This window comes from Kitasatospora sp. NPDC096140 (assembly GCF_040303045.1).
In the GTDB taxonomy this organism is placed as follows: Bacteria; Actinomycetota; Actinomycetes; order Streptomycetales; family Streptomycetaceae; genus Kitasatospora.
The window spans coordinates 101963-117134 of record NZ_JBEOUW010000016.1 but is presented as its reverse complement, the minus strand read 5'-3'; the positions used below and the strand labels follow the sequence as shown (position 1 = coordinate 117134).

At 74.5% G+C, this 15172-nt stretch carries 14 protein-coding genes; 10 read left to right on the top strand and 4 right to left on the bottom strand.

The window, feature by feature from the left end:
* The first annotated feature begins 176 nt into the window (after nt 1-176).
* A complete protein-coding gene (locus ABT048_RS18885) occupies nt 177-1199 on the top strand; it encodes a hypothetical protein (RefSeq protein ID WP_350522535.1) in 1023 nt (340 codons plus the stop codon).
* Nucleotides 1200-1220: 21 nt separating this feature from the next.
* On the opposite strand, the gene ABT048_RS18880 is transcribed toward ABT048_RS18885, so the two are convergent.
* Entirely contained in the window at nt 1221-2591 is a 1371-nt protein-coding gene (locus ABT048_RS18880) for a glycosyltransferase 87 family protein (protein ID WP_350522534.1), read from the bottom strand.
* Nucleotides 2592-2805: 214 nt separating this feature from the next.
* Between ABT048_RS18880 and ABT048_RS18875 the strand changes: the two genes are divergently transcribed.
* Nucleotides 2806-3942, top strand: coding sequence for a glycosyltransferase family 4 protein (locus ABT048_RS18875; protein ID WP_350522533.1), 1137 nt, complete (start codon nt 2806-2808; stop codon nt 3940-3942).
* Between the two features lie 55 nt (nt 3943-3997).
* Here ABT048_RS18875 and ABT048_RS18870 read toward each other — a convergent pair whose 3' ends face one another.
* Nucleotides 3998-5791 (bottom strand): AMP-dependent synthetase/ligase, encoded by a 1794-nt coding sequence (locus ABT048_RS18870; RefSeq protein ID WP_350522532.1) that lies wholly within the window; start codon nt 5789-5791, stop codon nt 3998-4000.
* A 314-nt stretch (nt 5792-6105) separates the two neighbouring features.
* Here ABT048_RS18870 and ABT048_RS18865 point away from each other — a divergent pair, with 314 nt between their 5' ends.
* The 5 genes from ABT048_RS18865 to ABT048_RS18845 all read left to right on the top strand — a co-directional run bounded on the left by ABT048_RS18865 (nt 6106) and on the right by ABT048_RS18845 (nt 10498).
* Nucleotides 6106-6567: an SRPBCC family protein gene (locus ABT048_RS18865; RefSeq protein WP_350522531.1), complete on the top strand. Its 462-nt coding sequence runs from the start codon at nt 6106-6108 to the stop codon at nt 6565-6567.
* A gap of 24 nt (nt 6568-6591) precedes the next feature.
* The gene (locus ABT048_RS18860) at nt 6592-7764 is read left to right on the top strand and encodes an ArsA family ATPase (RefSeq protein WP_350522530.1); all 1173 of its coding nucleotides are present in this window, start codon (nt 6592-6594) and stop codon (nt 7762-7764) included.
* A gap of 93 nt (nt 7765-7857) precedes the next feature.
* A complete protein-coding gene (locus tag ABT048_RS18855) occupies nt 7858-8376 on the top strand; it encodes a DUF5304 family protein (protein ID WP_350522529.1) in 519 nt (172 codons plus the stop codon).
* Nucleotides 8377-8568: 192 nt separating this feature from the next.
* Nucleotides 8569-9516 (top strand): ROK family glucokinase, encoded by a 948-nt coding sequence (locus ABT048_RS18850; protein WP_350522528.1) that lies wholly within the window; start codon nt 8569-8571, stop codon nt 9514-9516.
* A gap of 178 nt (nt 9517-9694) precedes the next feature.
* Nucleotides 9695-10498, top strand: a complete 804-nt coding sequence (locus tag ABT048_RS18845; protein ID WP_350522527.1) for an endonuclease/exonuclease/phosphatase family protein — start codon at nt 9695-9697, stop codon at nt 10496-10498.
* Between the two features lie 75 nt (nt 10499-10573).
* Here the strand turns inward: ABT048_RS18845 and ABT048_RS18840 are convergent, their stop codons facing one another.
* Nucleotides 10574-11401, bottom strand: coding sequence for a hypothetical protein (locus ABT048_RS18840; RefSeq protein WP_350522526.1), 828 nt, complete (start codon nt 11399-11401; stop codon nt 10574-10576).
* The gene (locus tag ABT048_RS18835; RefSeq protein WP_350522525.1) at nt 11394-12188 is read right to left on the bottom strand and encodes an alpha/beta hydrolase; all 795 of its coding nucleotides are present in this window, start codon (nt 12186-12188) and stop codon (nt 11394-11396) included. Before ABT048_RS18835 ends, ABT048_RS18840 begins: the two co-directional genes overlap by 8 nt.
* Nucleotides 12189-12386: 198 nt before the next feature.
* Here ABT048_RS18835 and ABT048_RS18830 point away from each other — a divergent pair, with 198 nt between their 5' ends.
* From ABT048_RS18830 to ABT048_RS18820, 3 genes are read left to right on the top strand one after another with little or no spacing between them, the layout of a single operon-like run.
* Nucleotides 12387-13208 carry a lysophospholipid acyltransferase family protein gene (locus ABT048_RS18830; protein WP_350522524.1) on the top strand — a complete coding sequence of 274 codons (822 nt, stop codon included), beginning with the start codon at nt 12387-12389 and terminating at the stop codon, nt 13206-13208.
* A gap of 29 nt (nt 13209-13237) precedes the next feature.
* Entirely contained in the window at nt 13238-14458 is a 1221-nt protein-coding gene (gene macS / locus ABT048_RS18825; protein WP_350522523.1) for a MacS family sensor histidine kinase, read from the top strand.
* Nucleotides 14455-15150 (top strand): response regulator, encoded by a 696-nt coding sequence (locus tag ABT048_RS18820; RefSeq protein ID WP_350522522.1) that lies wholly within the window; start codon nt 14455-14457, stop codon nt 15148-15150. The genes macS and ABT048_RS18820 overlap by 4 nt, the downstream gene beginning before the upstream one ends.
* Nucleotides 15151-15172: the final 22 nt, after the last annotated feature.

Genomic DNA, 15172 nt, shown 5'->3' with positions numbered 1-15172 from the left:
CGTCCCCTTCGCACCCCGCCGGACCCGATCCGGCGCACGTACCCCGCCGCGCGCTGTCCCGGCGGGGTGCGCTGCTGCTCGCGGTCGGCGGGCTGGCCCAGCTGTCGCTGCCGCCACTCGCCCCGGCGGCGGCACCGGTCGGGGCGGTCGCCGACCGGCGCGCCGCGGTGGCGGCGGTGCTGGCGGAGCGGGCGCGCACGCTGGAGGCCCGGTCGGGGCTGCCGGTGGCCGAGGCGGCGTACCGCAACCTGGTGCTCGCCGCGGGCGGCGGGCCCGACCGGCTGACCGCCGCGGCCGACCTGGCGGTGCGGATCGCCGGGTACGACGACCACCCCGTGGTGTACCCGCGCCGGATCGAACTGGCCGCGGCCGCGGACGGCTGGCGGGTCGAACGCGAGGAGAGCGCCGACGGGCCGCCGGCGCTCTGGGACTTCGGCGCCGTCCGGCCGGCGCCGGGCACGCACAGCCTGGTGCTCGCTTCGGCCGACGGCCCCGACCCGGCCGGGCTGGTCGTGGTGGGCGACCGCGCGGTGCCCGCCGTCGAGGAGGTCTGGGGCGACGCCTGGCCCGGCCGGCTGCTGCTCGAACTGCCCGCCACCGAGGAGCAGTTCGCCCGGCTGCTGGAGGGCGACCCGGCGGGCTGGGCGGACATGGCGGCGGTCACCGTGGCCGCCCCCGGCGCACCCCGGAACACCCCGGCGGACCGGGTGCTGGTCAACCCCGAGGCGTACGGCCGGCTCAGCGGCTTCGGCCGCCAGGTGGTCGTCACGCACGAGGCCACCCATGTCGCGACCAGGGCCGACACCCGGGCCTGGACCCCGATGTGGCTCTCCGAGGGCGTCGCCGACTGGACCGCCTACCGCGACAGCGGCCGCAGCCCGCAGCAGATCGCCCCCGAACTGGCCCGGGACGTCGCCGCCGGGAGGCTGCCCGCCGAACTGCCCGCCGACCGGGACTTCGCCGCCGGCGCCACCGGCATCGCCCAGGCCTACGAGCAGTCCTGGCTCGCCTGCGAGCTGATCGCCCGCCGCAACGGGCCGCAGCGGCTGGTCGCCTTCTACCGGGCGGTCGGCGCGGACGACGGGCAGGGCGAGGACCGCGAGCACCGTACGGACCGGCTGATGCGCGCCGAACTGGGCGTGGGCCTGGCCGACTTCACCCGGCTCTGGCTGGACGAGGTGGCGGCGCTGAAGGACTGAGGCCGGCGGGCCGCAGCAGCGTCAGCGCCGCGGCTCGGCCGGCGTGCCCAGGTGGTCGATGCCGTCCAGCAGGTCCTGCTCGTACGCGATGCCCGGGCGCACCGGGTACCCGGCGGCCGGCAGCGCGGCCGGCTCGCGGTCCAGCACCACGGTCGCGGGCAGCGGCGCCTCGCCCCGGGTGGAGCGCCAGAGCCGGACGCAGGAGAGCACGGTGGCGGCCAGCAGCAGCAGGTTGCGCAGCGCCAGCACCGTGATGGCGCCCGGGTCGCTGGCCAGGATCTGGGTGAACATCGTCGGGAACTCGACCAGCGTGAGCGGGCAGGCGAGCAGGATCAGCAGCGCCACCGGCCGCTGGCTGGTGCCGCGCACCGTCAGGCAGACCGCCGCGACGCCGACCAGCCAGACCAGGTACTGCGGGCTGATCACCCGGCTGGTCACCACGAAGACCAGCAGTGCGCACAGCGCCGCGTCGTACATGGTGGCCGCGTTGCGGCGCTTGGAGGTGAAGCGCCACAGCAGCAGCCAGAGGAAGCCCAGCACGGTGCCGGCCATCATGACCTTGCTGATCACGCCGACCCACGGCCCGAGCATCTCGGGGGAGCCGTAGTTCATGGTGACCCGGCCGTCCCAGCCCCCGGCGATCCGGGCGAAGTGCAGCGGCAGCGCGCCGACCGACTCGACCTCGATGCCGCGGTCCTTCTGGAAGGCCAGGAAGTCGAAGGCGCCGTTCATGCCGGCCGCGAGCAGGAAGCCGATGGAGACGGCGGTGGCCCCCGCCAGCGTCCAGGAGCGGCGGGTCCGGCGGCCGGAGGGGGTGCCGATCAGGCCGAGCAGCGGCCAGACCTTCACGATGCCGCCCAGGCCCAGCAGCAGCCCGCCGACCGCCGGGCGACGGATCAGCGCCAGCAGGCCGGCCAGGGCGACCGCGGTGACGATCATGTCGAAGCGGTTGTAGATCATCGGGCCGAGCAGCGGGACGCCCACCACCCACATCCAGGCGCCGGTCAGCGCCCGGCCGCGGCGCAGGCCGGTGCGGATCAGCAGCGCGGCCGCGGCGGCGTCGGCGATCCCGCAGATCACCCAGAACGAGACCAGGTACGACCAGGGCAGCAGACCCGGCAGCAGGATCACCAGGGCGGCGCCCGGCGGGTACTGCCAGGTCACGTCGTCGAACGGGAAGGTGCCGGTCTGCAGCACGCCGTACCAGGCGTGGTAGATCATCCACACGTCGGCGGTGACGTCGCCGCCCGGCGACTTCAGCACGCCGGTGATCAGCAGCACCAGCAGGGTGCGGGTGGCCACCCAGGTCGCGCCGAGCGCGGCCAGCGCCCCGAGCGGGCGGCCGAGGCGGCCGCGCGAAGAACCGGGCTCGGTGGCCGGGGCCAATTCCACTGCGCTCCCTCGTTCGTCTCGGACGTCCTCACCGGAGGCGTCGTACTGACGGACGCCCGGGCCGCGTCGCACAGCGGCCTAGGTACTAGGACTGACCCGGGGGTCAAACGGTTGCCGTGCGCGGTTCCGTTCCCGGCGGGTCATGGTGTTGACCTATCGTACGGATCACCCAGCGGTACACCGAGCACCCCCCGACCGAGCGAGCCGTGGCCTGATGCACAGAACCTTGATCGTCACCAATGACTTCCCGCCCCGACCGGGGGGCATCCAGGCCTTCGTGCACAACATGGCCGTCCGTCAGCCCGCAGGAAGCATCGTGGTCTACGCCTCGACCTGGCGCGACGGCAGCGAGGTGCGGCGCTTCGACGCCGAGCAGCCGTTCCCGGTGATCCGGGACCGGACGAAGGTGATGGTTCCCACACCCCGGGTCACCCGGCGGGCCGCCGAGATCCTGCGCGCCGAGCGGTGCGACTCGGTCTGGTTCGGCGCCGCCGCCCCGCTCGGCCTGATGGCGCCCACGCTGCGCCGGGCCGGGGCCGGACGGCTGCTCGGCATGACGCACGGGCACGAGGCCGCCTGGGCCCAGCTGCCGGTCTCCCGGCAGCTGCTGCGCCGGATCGGCGCGGGCACCGACGTGCTGACCTACCTGGGCGAGTACACCCGCTCCCGGATCGCCGCCGCGGTCGGGCCGCAGGCCGCGGCCCGGATGGTGCAGTTGCCGCCGGGCGTGGACGAGTCCACCTTCCACCCGGGCTCCGGGGGCGCCGAGGTCCGCCGCCGGCTCGGGCTGGCGGACCGGCCGGTCGTGGTCTGCGTCTCCCGGCTGGTGCCGCGCAAGGGCCAGGACACCCTGATCGAGGCGATGCCGCAGATCCTGGCCGACGTGCCGGACGCGGTGCTGCTGATCGTCGGCGGCGGCCCGTACCGGGCGGACCTGGAGAAGCTGGCCGACGCCACGGGCGTCCGTGACTCGGTGCGGTTCACCGGCTCGGTGCCGTGGGAGGAGTTGCCCGCCCACTACGGGGCCGGGGACGTCTTCGCGATGCCCTGCCGGACCAGGCGCGGGGGGCTGGACGTCGAGGGTCTGGGCATCGTCTACCTGGAGGCCTCGGCGACCGGCCTGCCGGTGGTCGCGGGGGACTCCGGGGGCGCCCCGGACGCGGTGCTGGAGGGCGAGACCGGGTACGTCGTCCCGGGCGGCTCGGCGTCGGCGTCGGCCGAGCGGATCGTGCGGCTGCTGCGTGACGAGGAGCTGCGCCGGCGGATGGGCGAGGCCGGGCGGCGGTGGGTGGAGCGCTCCTGGCGCTGGGACCTGCTGGCCGGGCGGCTGACCTCGCTGCTGGCGGCCTGACACGACGACGGGCCCCGCCTCCTTCCCGGGAGGCGGGGCCCGTCGTGGTACCCGGTCACTTCCGGTAGATGGCCTCGATGTCGGCCGCGAAGTCCTTGAGGACGACGTTGCGCTTCAGCTTCAGCGAGGGCGTCAGGTAGCCGCTCTCCTCGGAGAACTCGGTGTCCAGCACGCGGAACTTCTTGACCGCCTCGGCGTGCGAGACCGCCGCGTTGCCGTCGTCCACCGCGGCCTGCAGGGCGGCCAGCAGCTCGGGGTCCTGGGCGAGGTCGGCGGCGGTGGCGTCGGCGGGCTTGCCGTTGAGCTCCTTCCACTTCGGGAAGAAGTCCTGGTCGATGGTGATCAGGCAGGCGATGAAGGGCTTCCGGTCGCCGACCACCATGACCTCGCCGACCAGGGCGTGGGCCCGGATCCGGTCCTCGATCACGGCGGGGGCGACGTTCTTGCCGCCGGCCGTGACGATGATCTCCTTCTTGCGGCCGGTGATGGTCAGGTAGCCCTCGGAGTCCAGCGAGCCGATGTCGCCGGTGGCGATCCAGCCGTCCTTGAGGGTGTCGGCGGTGGCCTGCGGGTTGTTCCAGTAGCCGGTGAAGACGTGCGGGCCCTTGAAGAACACCTCGCCGTCCTCGGCGATCCTGACCGAGGCGCCGGGCACCGGCTGGCCGACCGTACCGATCTTCGGCTTGTCCCACGGGTTGAAGGTGGTGGCCGCGCAGGTCTCCGTCAGGCCGTAGCCCTCCAGGACGGTGAAGCCGATGCCCCGGTAGAAGTGGCCCAGGCGCTCGCCGAGCGGGGCGCCGCCGGAGATGGCGTGGGTGGCCCGGCCGCCGAGGGCGGCGCGCAGCTTGCTGTAGACCAGCTTGTCGAAGACCGCGTGCTTGAGCCGCAGGACCAGGCCCGCGCCGCCGGCGTCCAGCGCCCGGCTGTAGGCGATCGCGGTCTCGGCGGCCTTGTCGAAGATCTTGCCCTTGCCGTCGGCCTGGGCCTTGGCGCGGGCGGTGTTGTAGACCTTCTCGAAGACTCTGGGCACGCCCAGGATCAGGGTCGGCTTGAAGGCGGCCAGCTCGGCGGTGACGTCCTTGATGTCGGAGACGTGTCCGAGCTTCATCGGGGCCATCGCCGGGCAGATCTCGGCGATCCGGCCGAGCACGTGGGCCAGCGGCAGGAAGAGCAGCACGGAGCTCTCGCCGGTGGTGAACAGCGGGGCCAGGCGCTCGACGACGTTGCCGCACTCGGCCATGAAGTTGCCGTGCGTCAGCTGACAGCCCTTCGGGCGGCCGGTGGTGCCCGAGGTGTAGACAATGGTCGCGATCGAGTCGGAGGTGGCGGTCGAGCGGTACTCGGCGACGGTCCCGTCGGAGACCTCGCGACCGGCCTCGGCCAGCGCGGCGATCGCGCCCTGCTCGATCTGCCAGGTGTGCTTCAGCTCCGGGAGGCGGTCGCGGACCTCTTCGACCACCGCGTGGTGATGGTCGGTCTCGGTGAGCACGGCGACCGCGCCGGAGTCGCCGAGGATCCACTCCACCTGCTCGGCGGAGGAGGTCTCGTACACCGGCACGGTGATGGCACCGGCCGACCAGATCGCGAAGTCCAGCAGCGTCCACTCGTACCGGGTCCGGGACATGATGCCCACGCGGTCGCCCGGGCGGATGCCGGCGGCGATCAGGCCCTTCGCGGCGGCGTGCACCTCGACCAGGAACTGCGCGGCGGTCAACTCCTGCCACTGGCCGTCCACCTTGCGGCTGAGGACCGCGACGTCCGGGTGCCGCTCGGCGTTCTGGTGCACGAGGTCGGAGAGGTTACCGCCGCTCGGTACCTGGTAGAGGGCCGGAAGGCTGAAGTCGAGCAAGACTGCTCCTCGTTCGCGACGCTGCGGGACGGCAGGACGTTACTGCCCGGTAGGCAGCTTCGACCAGGGGGGTCGGGCCCGGTGTTCGAAGTGTCACACCCGGCCGGGTCCGACCAGGCCGTGACCGGGTCGTTCGAATGGCACCCTACGGTAGCCCTGCGGTGACCGGCCGGTAGCATGCCCCGCCGCCGCCCGCAGGGCACCGCCCGCGCGGCCGAGGGGATCCCCGGTCGCGATAGCCTGCTCCGGGCGGACCGGGCCGAGCGCGTCCCGGACGGACCGGCAGGCAGAGGGACGACGCGGAGGGCCATTCCATGGCGGAGCACACCAGGTCGAGCATCACCATCGACGCGACCCCGGCCACGGTCATGGCCGTGATCGCCGACTTCGCCGCCTACCCGGCCTGGACCGGCGAGGTCAAGGAGATCGAGGTCCTGGAGACCGGCGAGGGCGGCCGCGCCAGCCAGGTCCGGCTGCTCCTCGACGCCGGCGCGATCCGCGACGAGCACGTCCTCGCCTACACCTGGGACGGCGACCGCGAGGTTAGCTGGACCCTCGTCCGCAGCCAGATGCTCCGCTCGCTGGACGGCTCCTACACCCTCGCCCCGCTGGCCGGGAACCGCACCGAGGTGACCTACCAGCTCGCCGTGGACGTCAAGATCCCGATGCTGGGCATGATCAAGCGCAAGGCCGAGAAGGTCATCATCGACCGCGCCCTGGCCGGACTGAAGAAGCGCGTCGGGGACACCTCCGGCACGACGCCCTCCGAGGGCTGACACCGCGGAACGGGGGCCGACGGCATGACGGCGACACGCACCATCCTGGTCAGCGGCGACGCGGGCGCGCCCGCGGTGGCCGCCGCCACCGCCCTGCACGCCGCCCGGCGCGGCCACCGCACCTGGCTGCTGGCGGCCGACGACCCGCACCGCACGCTGGACGCCGTCCTCGGCACCCGGCTGGAGCCCGAACCGCTCGAATACGCGCCGGGCCTGGCCGTCTCCCGGATCGACGAGCAGGCCGCCTTCCGCTACGCGGTCGGCGAGCTCACCGGCCGGCTCAAGCCCGCCCTCGACCTGCTCGGCGCCGAACAGCTCGACCCCGAGGAACTCACCGCCCTCCCCGGCATCGCCCGGCTCGCCCTGCTGCGCGCCCTGCCCGCCGCCGACCAGGACGTCCTGGTGGTGCTCGCCCCGCCGCCCGCCGAACTGATCGCCACCCTCGCCCTGCCCGAGCAGCTGGCGCGCTACCTGGACCGGCTCGTCCCCGAGCAGCGGCAGGCCGCCCGGGCGCTGCGACCGCTGCTGGCCGGACTGGCCGGGGTCCCGATGCCGGCCGAGTGGCTGTACGAGGGGCGCGGCAAGGCCGCCGCGGCGCTCGCCGAGTCCCGCGCCGCGATCACCGACCCCGGTACCAGCGTCCGCCTGGTCGTCCCGGCCGACGGCCACCCGTACGAGGAACTGCGCCGGATCCGGGCCGGGCTCGCGCTGCACGGGCACCGGCCGGACGCCGTGGTCGTGCACGGCGCCCTGCCCGAGGCCGCCGTCTCCTCACCCGACCCCTGGCTCGCCGCGCTGGCCCGCCGCCGGCAGGAGGAGCTGGCCGGGCTCGCCGCCGGGACCGACGCCCCCGTCCTGGTCACCGACCTGGCCGACGCCACCCTGGAGGGCGTCGCCGACCGCCTGTACGGGGACGGCCCCGGGCCCGAGCGGCTCGACCCGGCACCCTGGACCGTCGAGGACCGGCTCGCCGCGGACGGCCTGCTGGTCTGGCACCTCGACCTGCCCGGCGCCGACCGGGCCGAGCTGGACCTGGTCCGCCGGGGCGACGACCTGGTGGTCGGCCTCGGCGCGCACCGCCGGGTGCTCGCCCTGCCCTCCGCGCTGCGCCGCTGCACGGTGGCCGGGGCCGGGCTGCTGGACGGCGTGCTCTCGGTGCGGTTCGCGCCCGACCCCGCGCTCTGGCCGCAGGGCTGACGGGCCGTGCGGCCTTTCCGGGGCGTACGGCCGGTCGGGTAGCGTCGGGCCGGAGGGCCGCGGGGTGCGGCCACGGCTGAGGAGGCGCCCGCGATGACCAGCACCGACGACCGCACCGAACCCGTCGGCGACCGCGCCGGGTCGGCTCGTGAGCACGCCGAGCACGCGGGCGGAGGCGCCGAGCACGCCGAGCACGCCGAGCACGCGGGCGGAGGCGCCGGGGCGGGCGACGGGCGGTCCGGGCCGCAAGCCGACGGTCAGGCTCACCCGTTCGGGCCGGAGCTCGGCCCGCTGGTGGACGAGGTGCGCAGGTTCGCCACCGCGCTCGGGGAGAAGGCCCAGGAGACCAGCGCCACCACCCTGATCACCCTCTCCGGCCTCGCCGACCGCCTGCGCACCCAGCAGCCGGAGGTCTACGGCCACCTCGCCGCCGCCGGCTCCGGGATCGCCGCCGCGGGCGCCGAGCTGCTGGCCGCCTACCGTGCGGCCGTGGTCGGGCACGAGAACCGCTGGACCGCCGGCCGTGGCGCGGCCGCCGAGAAGATCGACCTCGACGGGCCCGGCGGGCCGGACGGGTCCGACGGGACTGACGCACCGTCCGCCAAGCAGTGAAACCGTAACTTCCGGAGGGTGATCGCGTTGCTCTCGTGCGTCACGAGGACGGAGCCTAGATACGACTTTTGAAGAGTCGCGGCCCGGTTGCCCCAGAATTGTCTTCGAATAATGTATGCGAGGCTGTGTACGGGAGCGGACTTGGGCGGTACCGTTCCGTCCAGCGGGAACGAGTGAATAGCTGAGGGACACATGGCTCTGACCATCGGCGTCGATGTCGGCGGGACCAAGATCGCGGCAGGCGTGGTCGACGAGGCGGGCGCGATCCTGGCCCGGACCAGGGTGCCCACCCCGGCCGACCCGCAGTGGGCGGTCGATGCCATCGCGCAGGCCGTGCGCGAGCTCAAGGAGCAGCACCCCGGCGTCGCCGCGGTCGGCGTCGGCGCCCCCGGCTTCGTCGACAGCAACCGCTCCACGGTGATCTTCGCGCCCAACATCGACTGGGAGAACGAGCCGCTGCGCGGCCGCGTCGAGGAGCTCACCGGTCTCGACACGGTGGTCGAGAACGACGCCAACTGCGCCGCCTGGGCCGAGTTCCGCTTCGGTGCGGCCGTCGACCACCAGGACATGGTGCTGATCACCGTCGGCACCGGCATCGGCGGCGGCATCGTCCTGGACGGCCGGCTGCACCGCGGCCGCTTCGGCGTGGCCGGCGAGATCGGCCACCTCAACATGGTCCCGGACGGCCTGCAGTGCGGCTGCGGCGGCAAGGGCTGCTGGGAGCAGTACGGCTCCGGCCGGGCGCTGCGCCGCTACGGCCGGGAGAAGGCGGCGGCCGACCCGGTGCGCGGCCGACGGATGCTGGAGCTCAACGACGGCGTCGCCGAGACCATCCGCGGCATCCACATCACCGAGGCAGCCGAGGACGGCGACCCGCTCGCCCTGGAGTGCTACGCCGAGCTGGCCGACTGGCTGGGCCGCGGCATGGCCGACCTCGCCGCGCTGTTCGACCCGGGCGTCTTCGTGCTCGGCGGTGGCGTCTCCGACTCCGGCCGCCTGCTGCTCGACCCGGTCGCCAAGGCCTTCGAGCACTACCTGACCGGCGGCGTGCACCGCCCGCGTGCCGAGGTCGTGCTGGCCTCGATGGGTTCCGCCGCCGGCATCGTCGGCGCGGCGGACCTCGCCCGCATTCCCGCGTAGCCGCTTCCTCCCTTTTCACCCTCCCCGGGGCGCAACCCGCCCCCTCCCAGCCCGCCGGCGGCGGTGCGACCGGGCCCCGACCGATCCCGGACGCGCCGCCGCCGTCGCACGTCCGGCCCCCGCCGCGTACGGTCGGAGCCGGTGACGACGCACCCGGTGACGACGTACAGGGAGGGCCATGACCGCCGCGACCACGACCGCCGCGACCACGACCGAGGCGACCGCGACCGAGGCGAGCGCCGCGACGGCCGAACCGTTGCCGCCGGGCGGCCCGCGGCGGCTGCGCCTGCTCAGCTACAACGTCCGCTCGCTGCGGGACGACCGGCGGGCGCTGGCCCGGGTGATCCGGGCCTGCGCGCCGGACCTGGTCTGCATCCAGGAGTCACCGCGCTACTGGCGCCCCGAGGGCCAGGCGGCCGGGCTGGCCCGCAGCACCGGGACGGTCGTCCTGGCCGGCGGCGGCCGCACCGCCGCCGGGCCGCTGCTGCTCGGCCGACCCGGAGCGGCGGAGGTGCTGGGCGTGCACGACCGGCTGCTGCCCAAGACCCGCGGCCTGCACGCCCGGGGCTTCGCCACCGCGCTGCTGCGGCTGCCCGGCGCGGCGCCGTTCACCCTGACCAGCTGCCACCTGAGCCTCGACGCCGAGGAGCGGTACGGGCAGTTCGAGCTGCTGCTCGACCAGCTCGGTATCACCGAACACGGCGTCGTGGCAGGGGACTTCAACGAGCACCCGGACGGGCCGGGCTGGCGGCTGCTGGCCTCCCGGCTGCAGGACGGGTACCCGACCGCGCCCTGGGGCGGGGAGTACACCTCGGTGCCCGAGCGCCCCTACCAGCGGATCGACGGCGTCTTCGCCACGCCGGGGATCACCGTCCTGGGCTGCGGGGTGCCGCACGGACTGCCCGGTGTCACCGAGGCCGACCTGCGGGCCGCGACCGACCACCTGCCGGTGCTCGCGGTGCTCGAACTCCCCGAGGGCTGAGGGTCCGTCGGACCCTCAGCCTGCGGGCCGAACCAGCCCTAGACCCTCCCGCCGGGATGTGGCGGACGACGGACGCTAGACGACCGCGCCGTGGTCCGGATCCTCCGGCTCGTCCTCGTCGCGGTCCCGCATCCGGGCCACCAGGGTGACGAAGCCGCCGAGGAAGGAGGTGATCCCGACCCAGGCGGGCCAGCCGGAGATCTCGCGCCAGACCACCGCGTCGACCAGCAGCAGGGCGGGGCCGCCGAGCACGGCGAGCCAGGCGAACTTGGCGGTCACGTCGGCGGCGGGCAGCGGCGGGGGCTCCGGTGGGACGTAGTGGTCCTCGTCGGTCTCCTCGTCCAGCTCGAAGTCGCGCGGGCCGGCGCCGGAGGCCGGCATCACCGGTCGGCCGGAGCGGGGGCGGGGCTGCGGGGCGAGGTCGGACAGGTCCTCCCGGCCGGCGCTGCCGTCCTTGTAGCCGCCCTTGAGCTCGTTCTGCGCGCGGAGGTTCTCGACCTCGGGCCAGTTGGGGTTGTTGAGGTCGACCGGGTCGTCGAACTGGGCGATCAGGGCGGCGAAGATCTCGTCCTGCTCGGCCTGGCTGCGCTCGGGCGCACGGCGCGGCCGGGGCTCGGCGGGGGCCTCCGCCCCCGCGGTGTCCTCGGCGGCGTCCTTCCCGGCTGCGGACGCCGACGCGGAAGCGGCCGCGGACGTGGAAGCGGGCGTCACGGCCCCGTCCGCGCCGGTGTGCTCCGCCGGCGCACCGCCCAGGGTGCCGTCGTCGGTGCCGCCGTCGCCGGTGGCGCCGTCCCTCGTGCCGCTGTCCCTCGTGCCGCCGTCCTTCGTCGCGCCGTCCTCGCGGGGAGCCTCGTCCCCGCCGCCCGCCGTGCTGCTCTCGTGCACTTCCGGCCCTTCAGCCATGGTGATCATCCGATTCGACCCGGGTTGCGCCCGCCGCGTGCGCGGGGGCCAGCCGTCGGATGAAGTCCTGGCTGGCCGCGAATATTTCCGCCGCGTCGTGGTCCAGCGTCGCGACGTGGAAGCTGCGCTCGCACAGCCGCTCCGTCACGTCGGTCGAGGATATCCGGGCCAGCACCAGTTCCGAGTTGGCCGGAGAGACCACGTGGTCCTGCGGGCTGTGGAAGAGCAGCACCGGCTGGGTCACCTCCGGCAGCCGGCGCTGGACCTCCTGCCACAGCCGGCTCAGCGACCAGGCGGCGTGCAGCGGGGTCCGGTCGTAGCCGAACTCGGTCACGCCGTCCTTGGCGATGTCGTCGGCGATCCCGGGCAGGCTCGGCACCAGGTGGCGCAGCACCGGAAGCAGCACACTCGCGGGGGTGTCCGAGCGCACCGACGGGTTGACCAGCACCAGGCCGGACACCGCCGGACCGTGCAGCGCGGCGAGCCGCAGCGACAGCGCCCCGCCCATCGACAGCCCGAAGACGAAGACCCGCTCGCACTCGTCGGCCAGCGTCAGCAGCTCGCGCTCGACCTCGGCGTACCAGTCCTCCCAGCGGGTGAGCTGCATGTCCTGCCAGCGGGTGCCGTGGCCGGGCAGCAGCGGCAGCGAGACGGTGAACCCGGCCGCGGCCAGCTCCTCGGCCCACGGTCGCAGCGACTGCGGCGACCCGGTGAAGCCGTGACAGAGCAGGACCCCCACCGGTCCGCCGTGGTGGCGGTACGGTTCGGCACCGGGCAGCAACGACATGGCGGACTCCTTCGCGGGCGGGTGGCGCTGGGGGAGGGACGCTGGACGGGAAGCTGCTGGAATCCGCATCGTCCCACGCCCCGCGCCGGGTCGTACACCCCCGCCGGAGGCCGGGCGCAGGCCACTTCGGCGGGGCCGGGCACAGCGGGGGGTCGCGGGGCATTAGGATCGACCGGTCCGCATAACAGGAGGCCCGGGTTGTTCTACCGACTGATGAAGATGATCGTCGCGCCACTGCTTCGGATCTTCTTCCGGCCGTGGATCGAGGGTGAGGAGAACATCCCCACCGAGGGTGCGGCGATCATTGCGAGCAACCACCTGTCCTTCTCGGACTCGTTCTTCTTCCCCGCGCTGATCAAGCGCCGGGTCACCTTCATCGCGAAGGCCGAGTACTTCAACACCCCGGGCCTCAAGGGCCGGCTGACCGCCGCCTTCTTCAAGGGCGTCGGCCAGCTGCCGGTGGACCGCTCGGGCGTGCGCGGCGCCGGCGAGGCCGCGATCCGCAGCGCCATCGCGGTGCTGGACCGCGGCGAGCTGTTCGGCGTCTACCCCGAGGGCACCCGCTCGCCCGACGGCAAGCTGTACCGCGGCAAGGTCGGCGGTCTGGCCCGCGTCGCGCTGGCCACCGGTGCCCCGGTGATCCCGGTCGCCATGATCGACACCGAGAAGGTGCAGCCGCCCGGCCAGGTGGTCCCGAACTTCGGCATCCGCCCCGGCATCCGGATCGGCCGCCCGCTGGACTTCTCCCGCTACCACGGCATGGAGAACGACCGCTTCATCCTCCGTTCGGTGACGGACGAGGTGATGTACGAGATCATGCGGCTCTCCGGCCAGGAGTACGTGGACATCTACGCGACCGCTGCCAAGCGGCAGATCGCCGACGACAAGAAGAAGGCCGACGCCGAGCGCCGCGCCGCCGCCAAGGCGGAGAAGGCGGAGGCCGCCGAGGCCGAGAAGGCGGAGAAGGCCGCGGAGGCCGAGAAGGCGGCCGAGGCGGACAAGGACACCGGCTCGGCCTGACGGCCCGGCCGGGCCCGGGGGAGGGGCGGATGACGGACGGCGGCAGAGCCGGCGAGGTGGGCGGCACGGTGGCGGCCGGCGGCATGTCCGTCGAACTCCCGCTGTGGCGGGCCATCTCCTACTTCCGGGTGCTGGCCCTGTGCTACGCGCTGCTGCGGTACTTCAACTCGTACCTGCACTTCCTGCACCCCGTCGCCGGCTGGATCTTCCTCGGCGCGCTCACCCTCTGGACCCTCGCCACCACCCGGGCCTTCGCCAACCCGCAGCGCTGCACCTGGTACGTCCTGGGCGTCGACCTCGTCCTCGCCGTGACCGGCATCGTGATGAGCGGCCTGACCGACGCCCCGGCCCGGATCAGCCACGGCGCGCCCACCCTGCCCACCATCTGGGCCGCCGGTACGGTGCTCGGCTGCGCCGCGAAGGGCGGCTGGCGCCCGGCCGCGGCCGCGGGCTCGGTGATCGGGGTCGCCAACATCCTGGGCCACGGCGGGCCGACCGGCGACAACATCCACAACATCGTGCTGCTGATGGTCGCCGGGTGCGCGATCGGCTACGTGATCGAGCTGGCCCGGGCCAGCGAGGCCACGCTCACCCGCGCGCTCCAGGTCGAGGCGGCCACCCGGGAGCGCGAGCGGCTCTCCCGGGACATCCACGACGGCGTGCTGCAGGTGCTGGCGCTGGTCCAGCGGCGCGGCGCCGAGCTGGGTGGGGGGACGGACGGCGGCACCGGCGGCGGCGCGGACTTCGCGGAGCTGGGCCGCCTGGCCGGCGAGCAGGAACGCGCGCTGCGGACGCTGATGACCGGCGGCCCGATCCCGGCCCAGCGCGGGCCGCAGCAGCCCGACGCCGCCGAGCCGCGCGACCTCACCGCGCTGCTGCGCCCGTACGCCGACGAGCGGATCACGCTCTCCGCCCCCGGCACCCCGGTGCTGTTGCCCGCCCCGGCGGCGGGCGAGCTCGCCGCGGCGGTCGGTGCGGCCGTCGACAACGTCCGCCGGCACGCCGGCGAGGAGGCCCGGGCCTGGATCCTGGTCGAGGACGAGCCGGAGGCGGTCACGGTCAGCATCCGCGACGACGGCCCCGGGTTCGCCCCCGGCCGGCTCGGCGAGGCGGAGCGGGCCGGGCGGCTCGGGGTCTCCCAGTCCATTCGCGGCCGGCTGCTGGACCTCGGCGGCTCGGCCGAGCTGTACTCGGCGCCCGGGGAGGGCGTCGAGGTCGAACTGCGCGTCCCGAGGAAGGCCACTCCATGACCGACCAGCCGATGACGGATCAGCCGACCACCGACCGGCCGGTGCGGGTGATGGTGGTGGACGACCACCCGATGTGGCGGGACGCCGTCTCGCGCGACCTCGCCGAGGCCGGGCTGGACGTGGTGGCCACGGCCGGCGACGGCGAGGAGGCCGTCCGCCGCGCCCGCGCCTGCTCGCCGCAGGTCGTCGTGCTGGACCTCAACCTGCCCGGGCTGCCCGGCGCCGAGGTGTGCCGCCAGGTGGTCGCGCAGGACCCGGCGGTGCGGGTGCTGGTGCTGTCGGCCAGCGGGGAGCACCAGGACGTGCTGGAGGCGGTGAAGTCCGGCGCGACCGGGTACCTGGTGAAGTCCGCCGGGCGTGACGAGCTGCTGGAGGCGGTGCGCCGCACGGCGGTCGGCGACGCGGTGTTCACCCCGGGCCTGGCCGGCCTGGTGCTCGGCGAGTTCCGCCGGCTGGCGGCCGAGCCGGCCCCGGCGTCGTCGCCGGCCGCCCCGCGGCTGACCACCCGGGAGACCGAGGTGCTGCGGCTGGTGGCCAAGGGTCTGTCGTACCGCCAGATCGCCGACCGGCTGGTGCTGTCGCACCGCACGGTGCAGAACCACGTGCAGAACACGCTGGGGAAGCTGCAGTTGCACAACCGGGTGGAGCTGGTCCGGTACGCGATCGAGCAGGGCCTGGACGACGAGATCTGAGCGGTCCCGGGCGGGTGCGCCC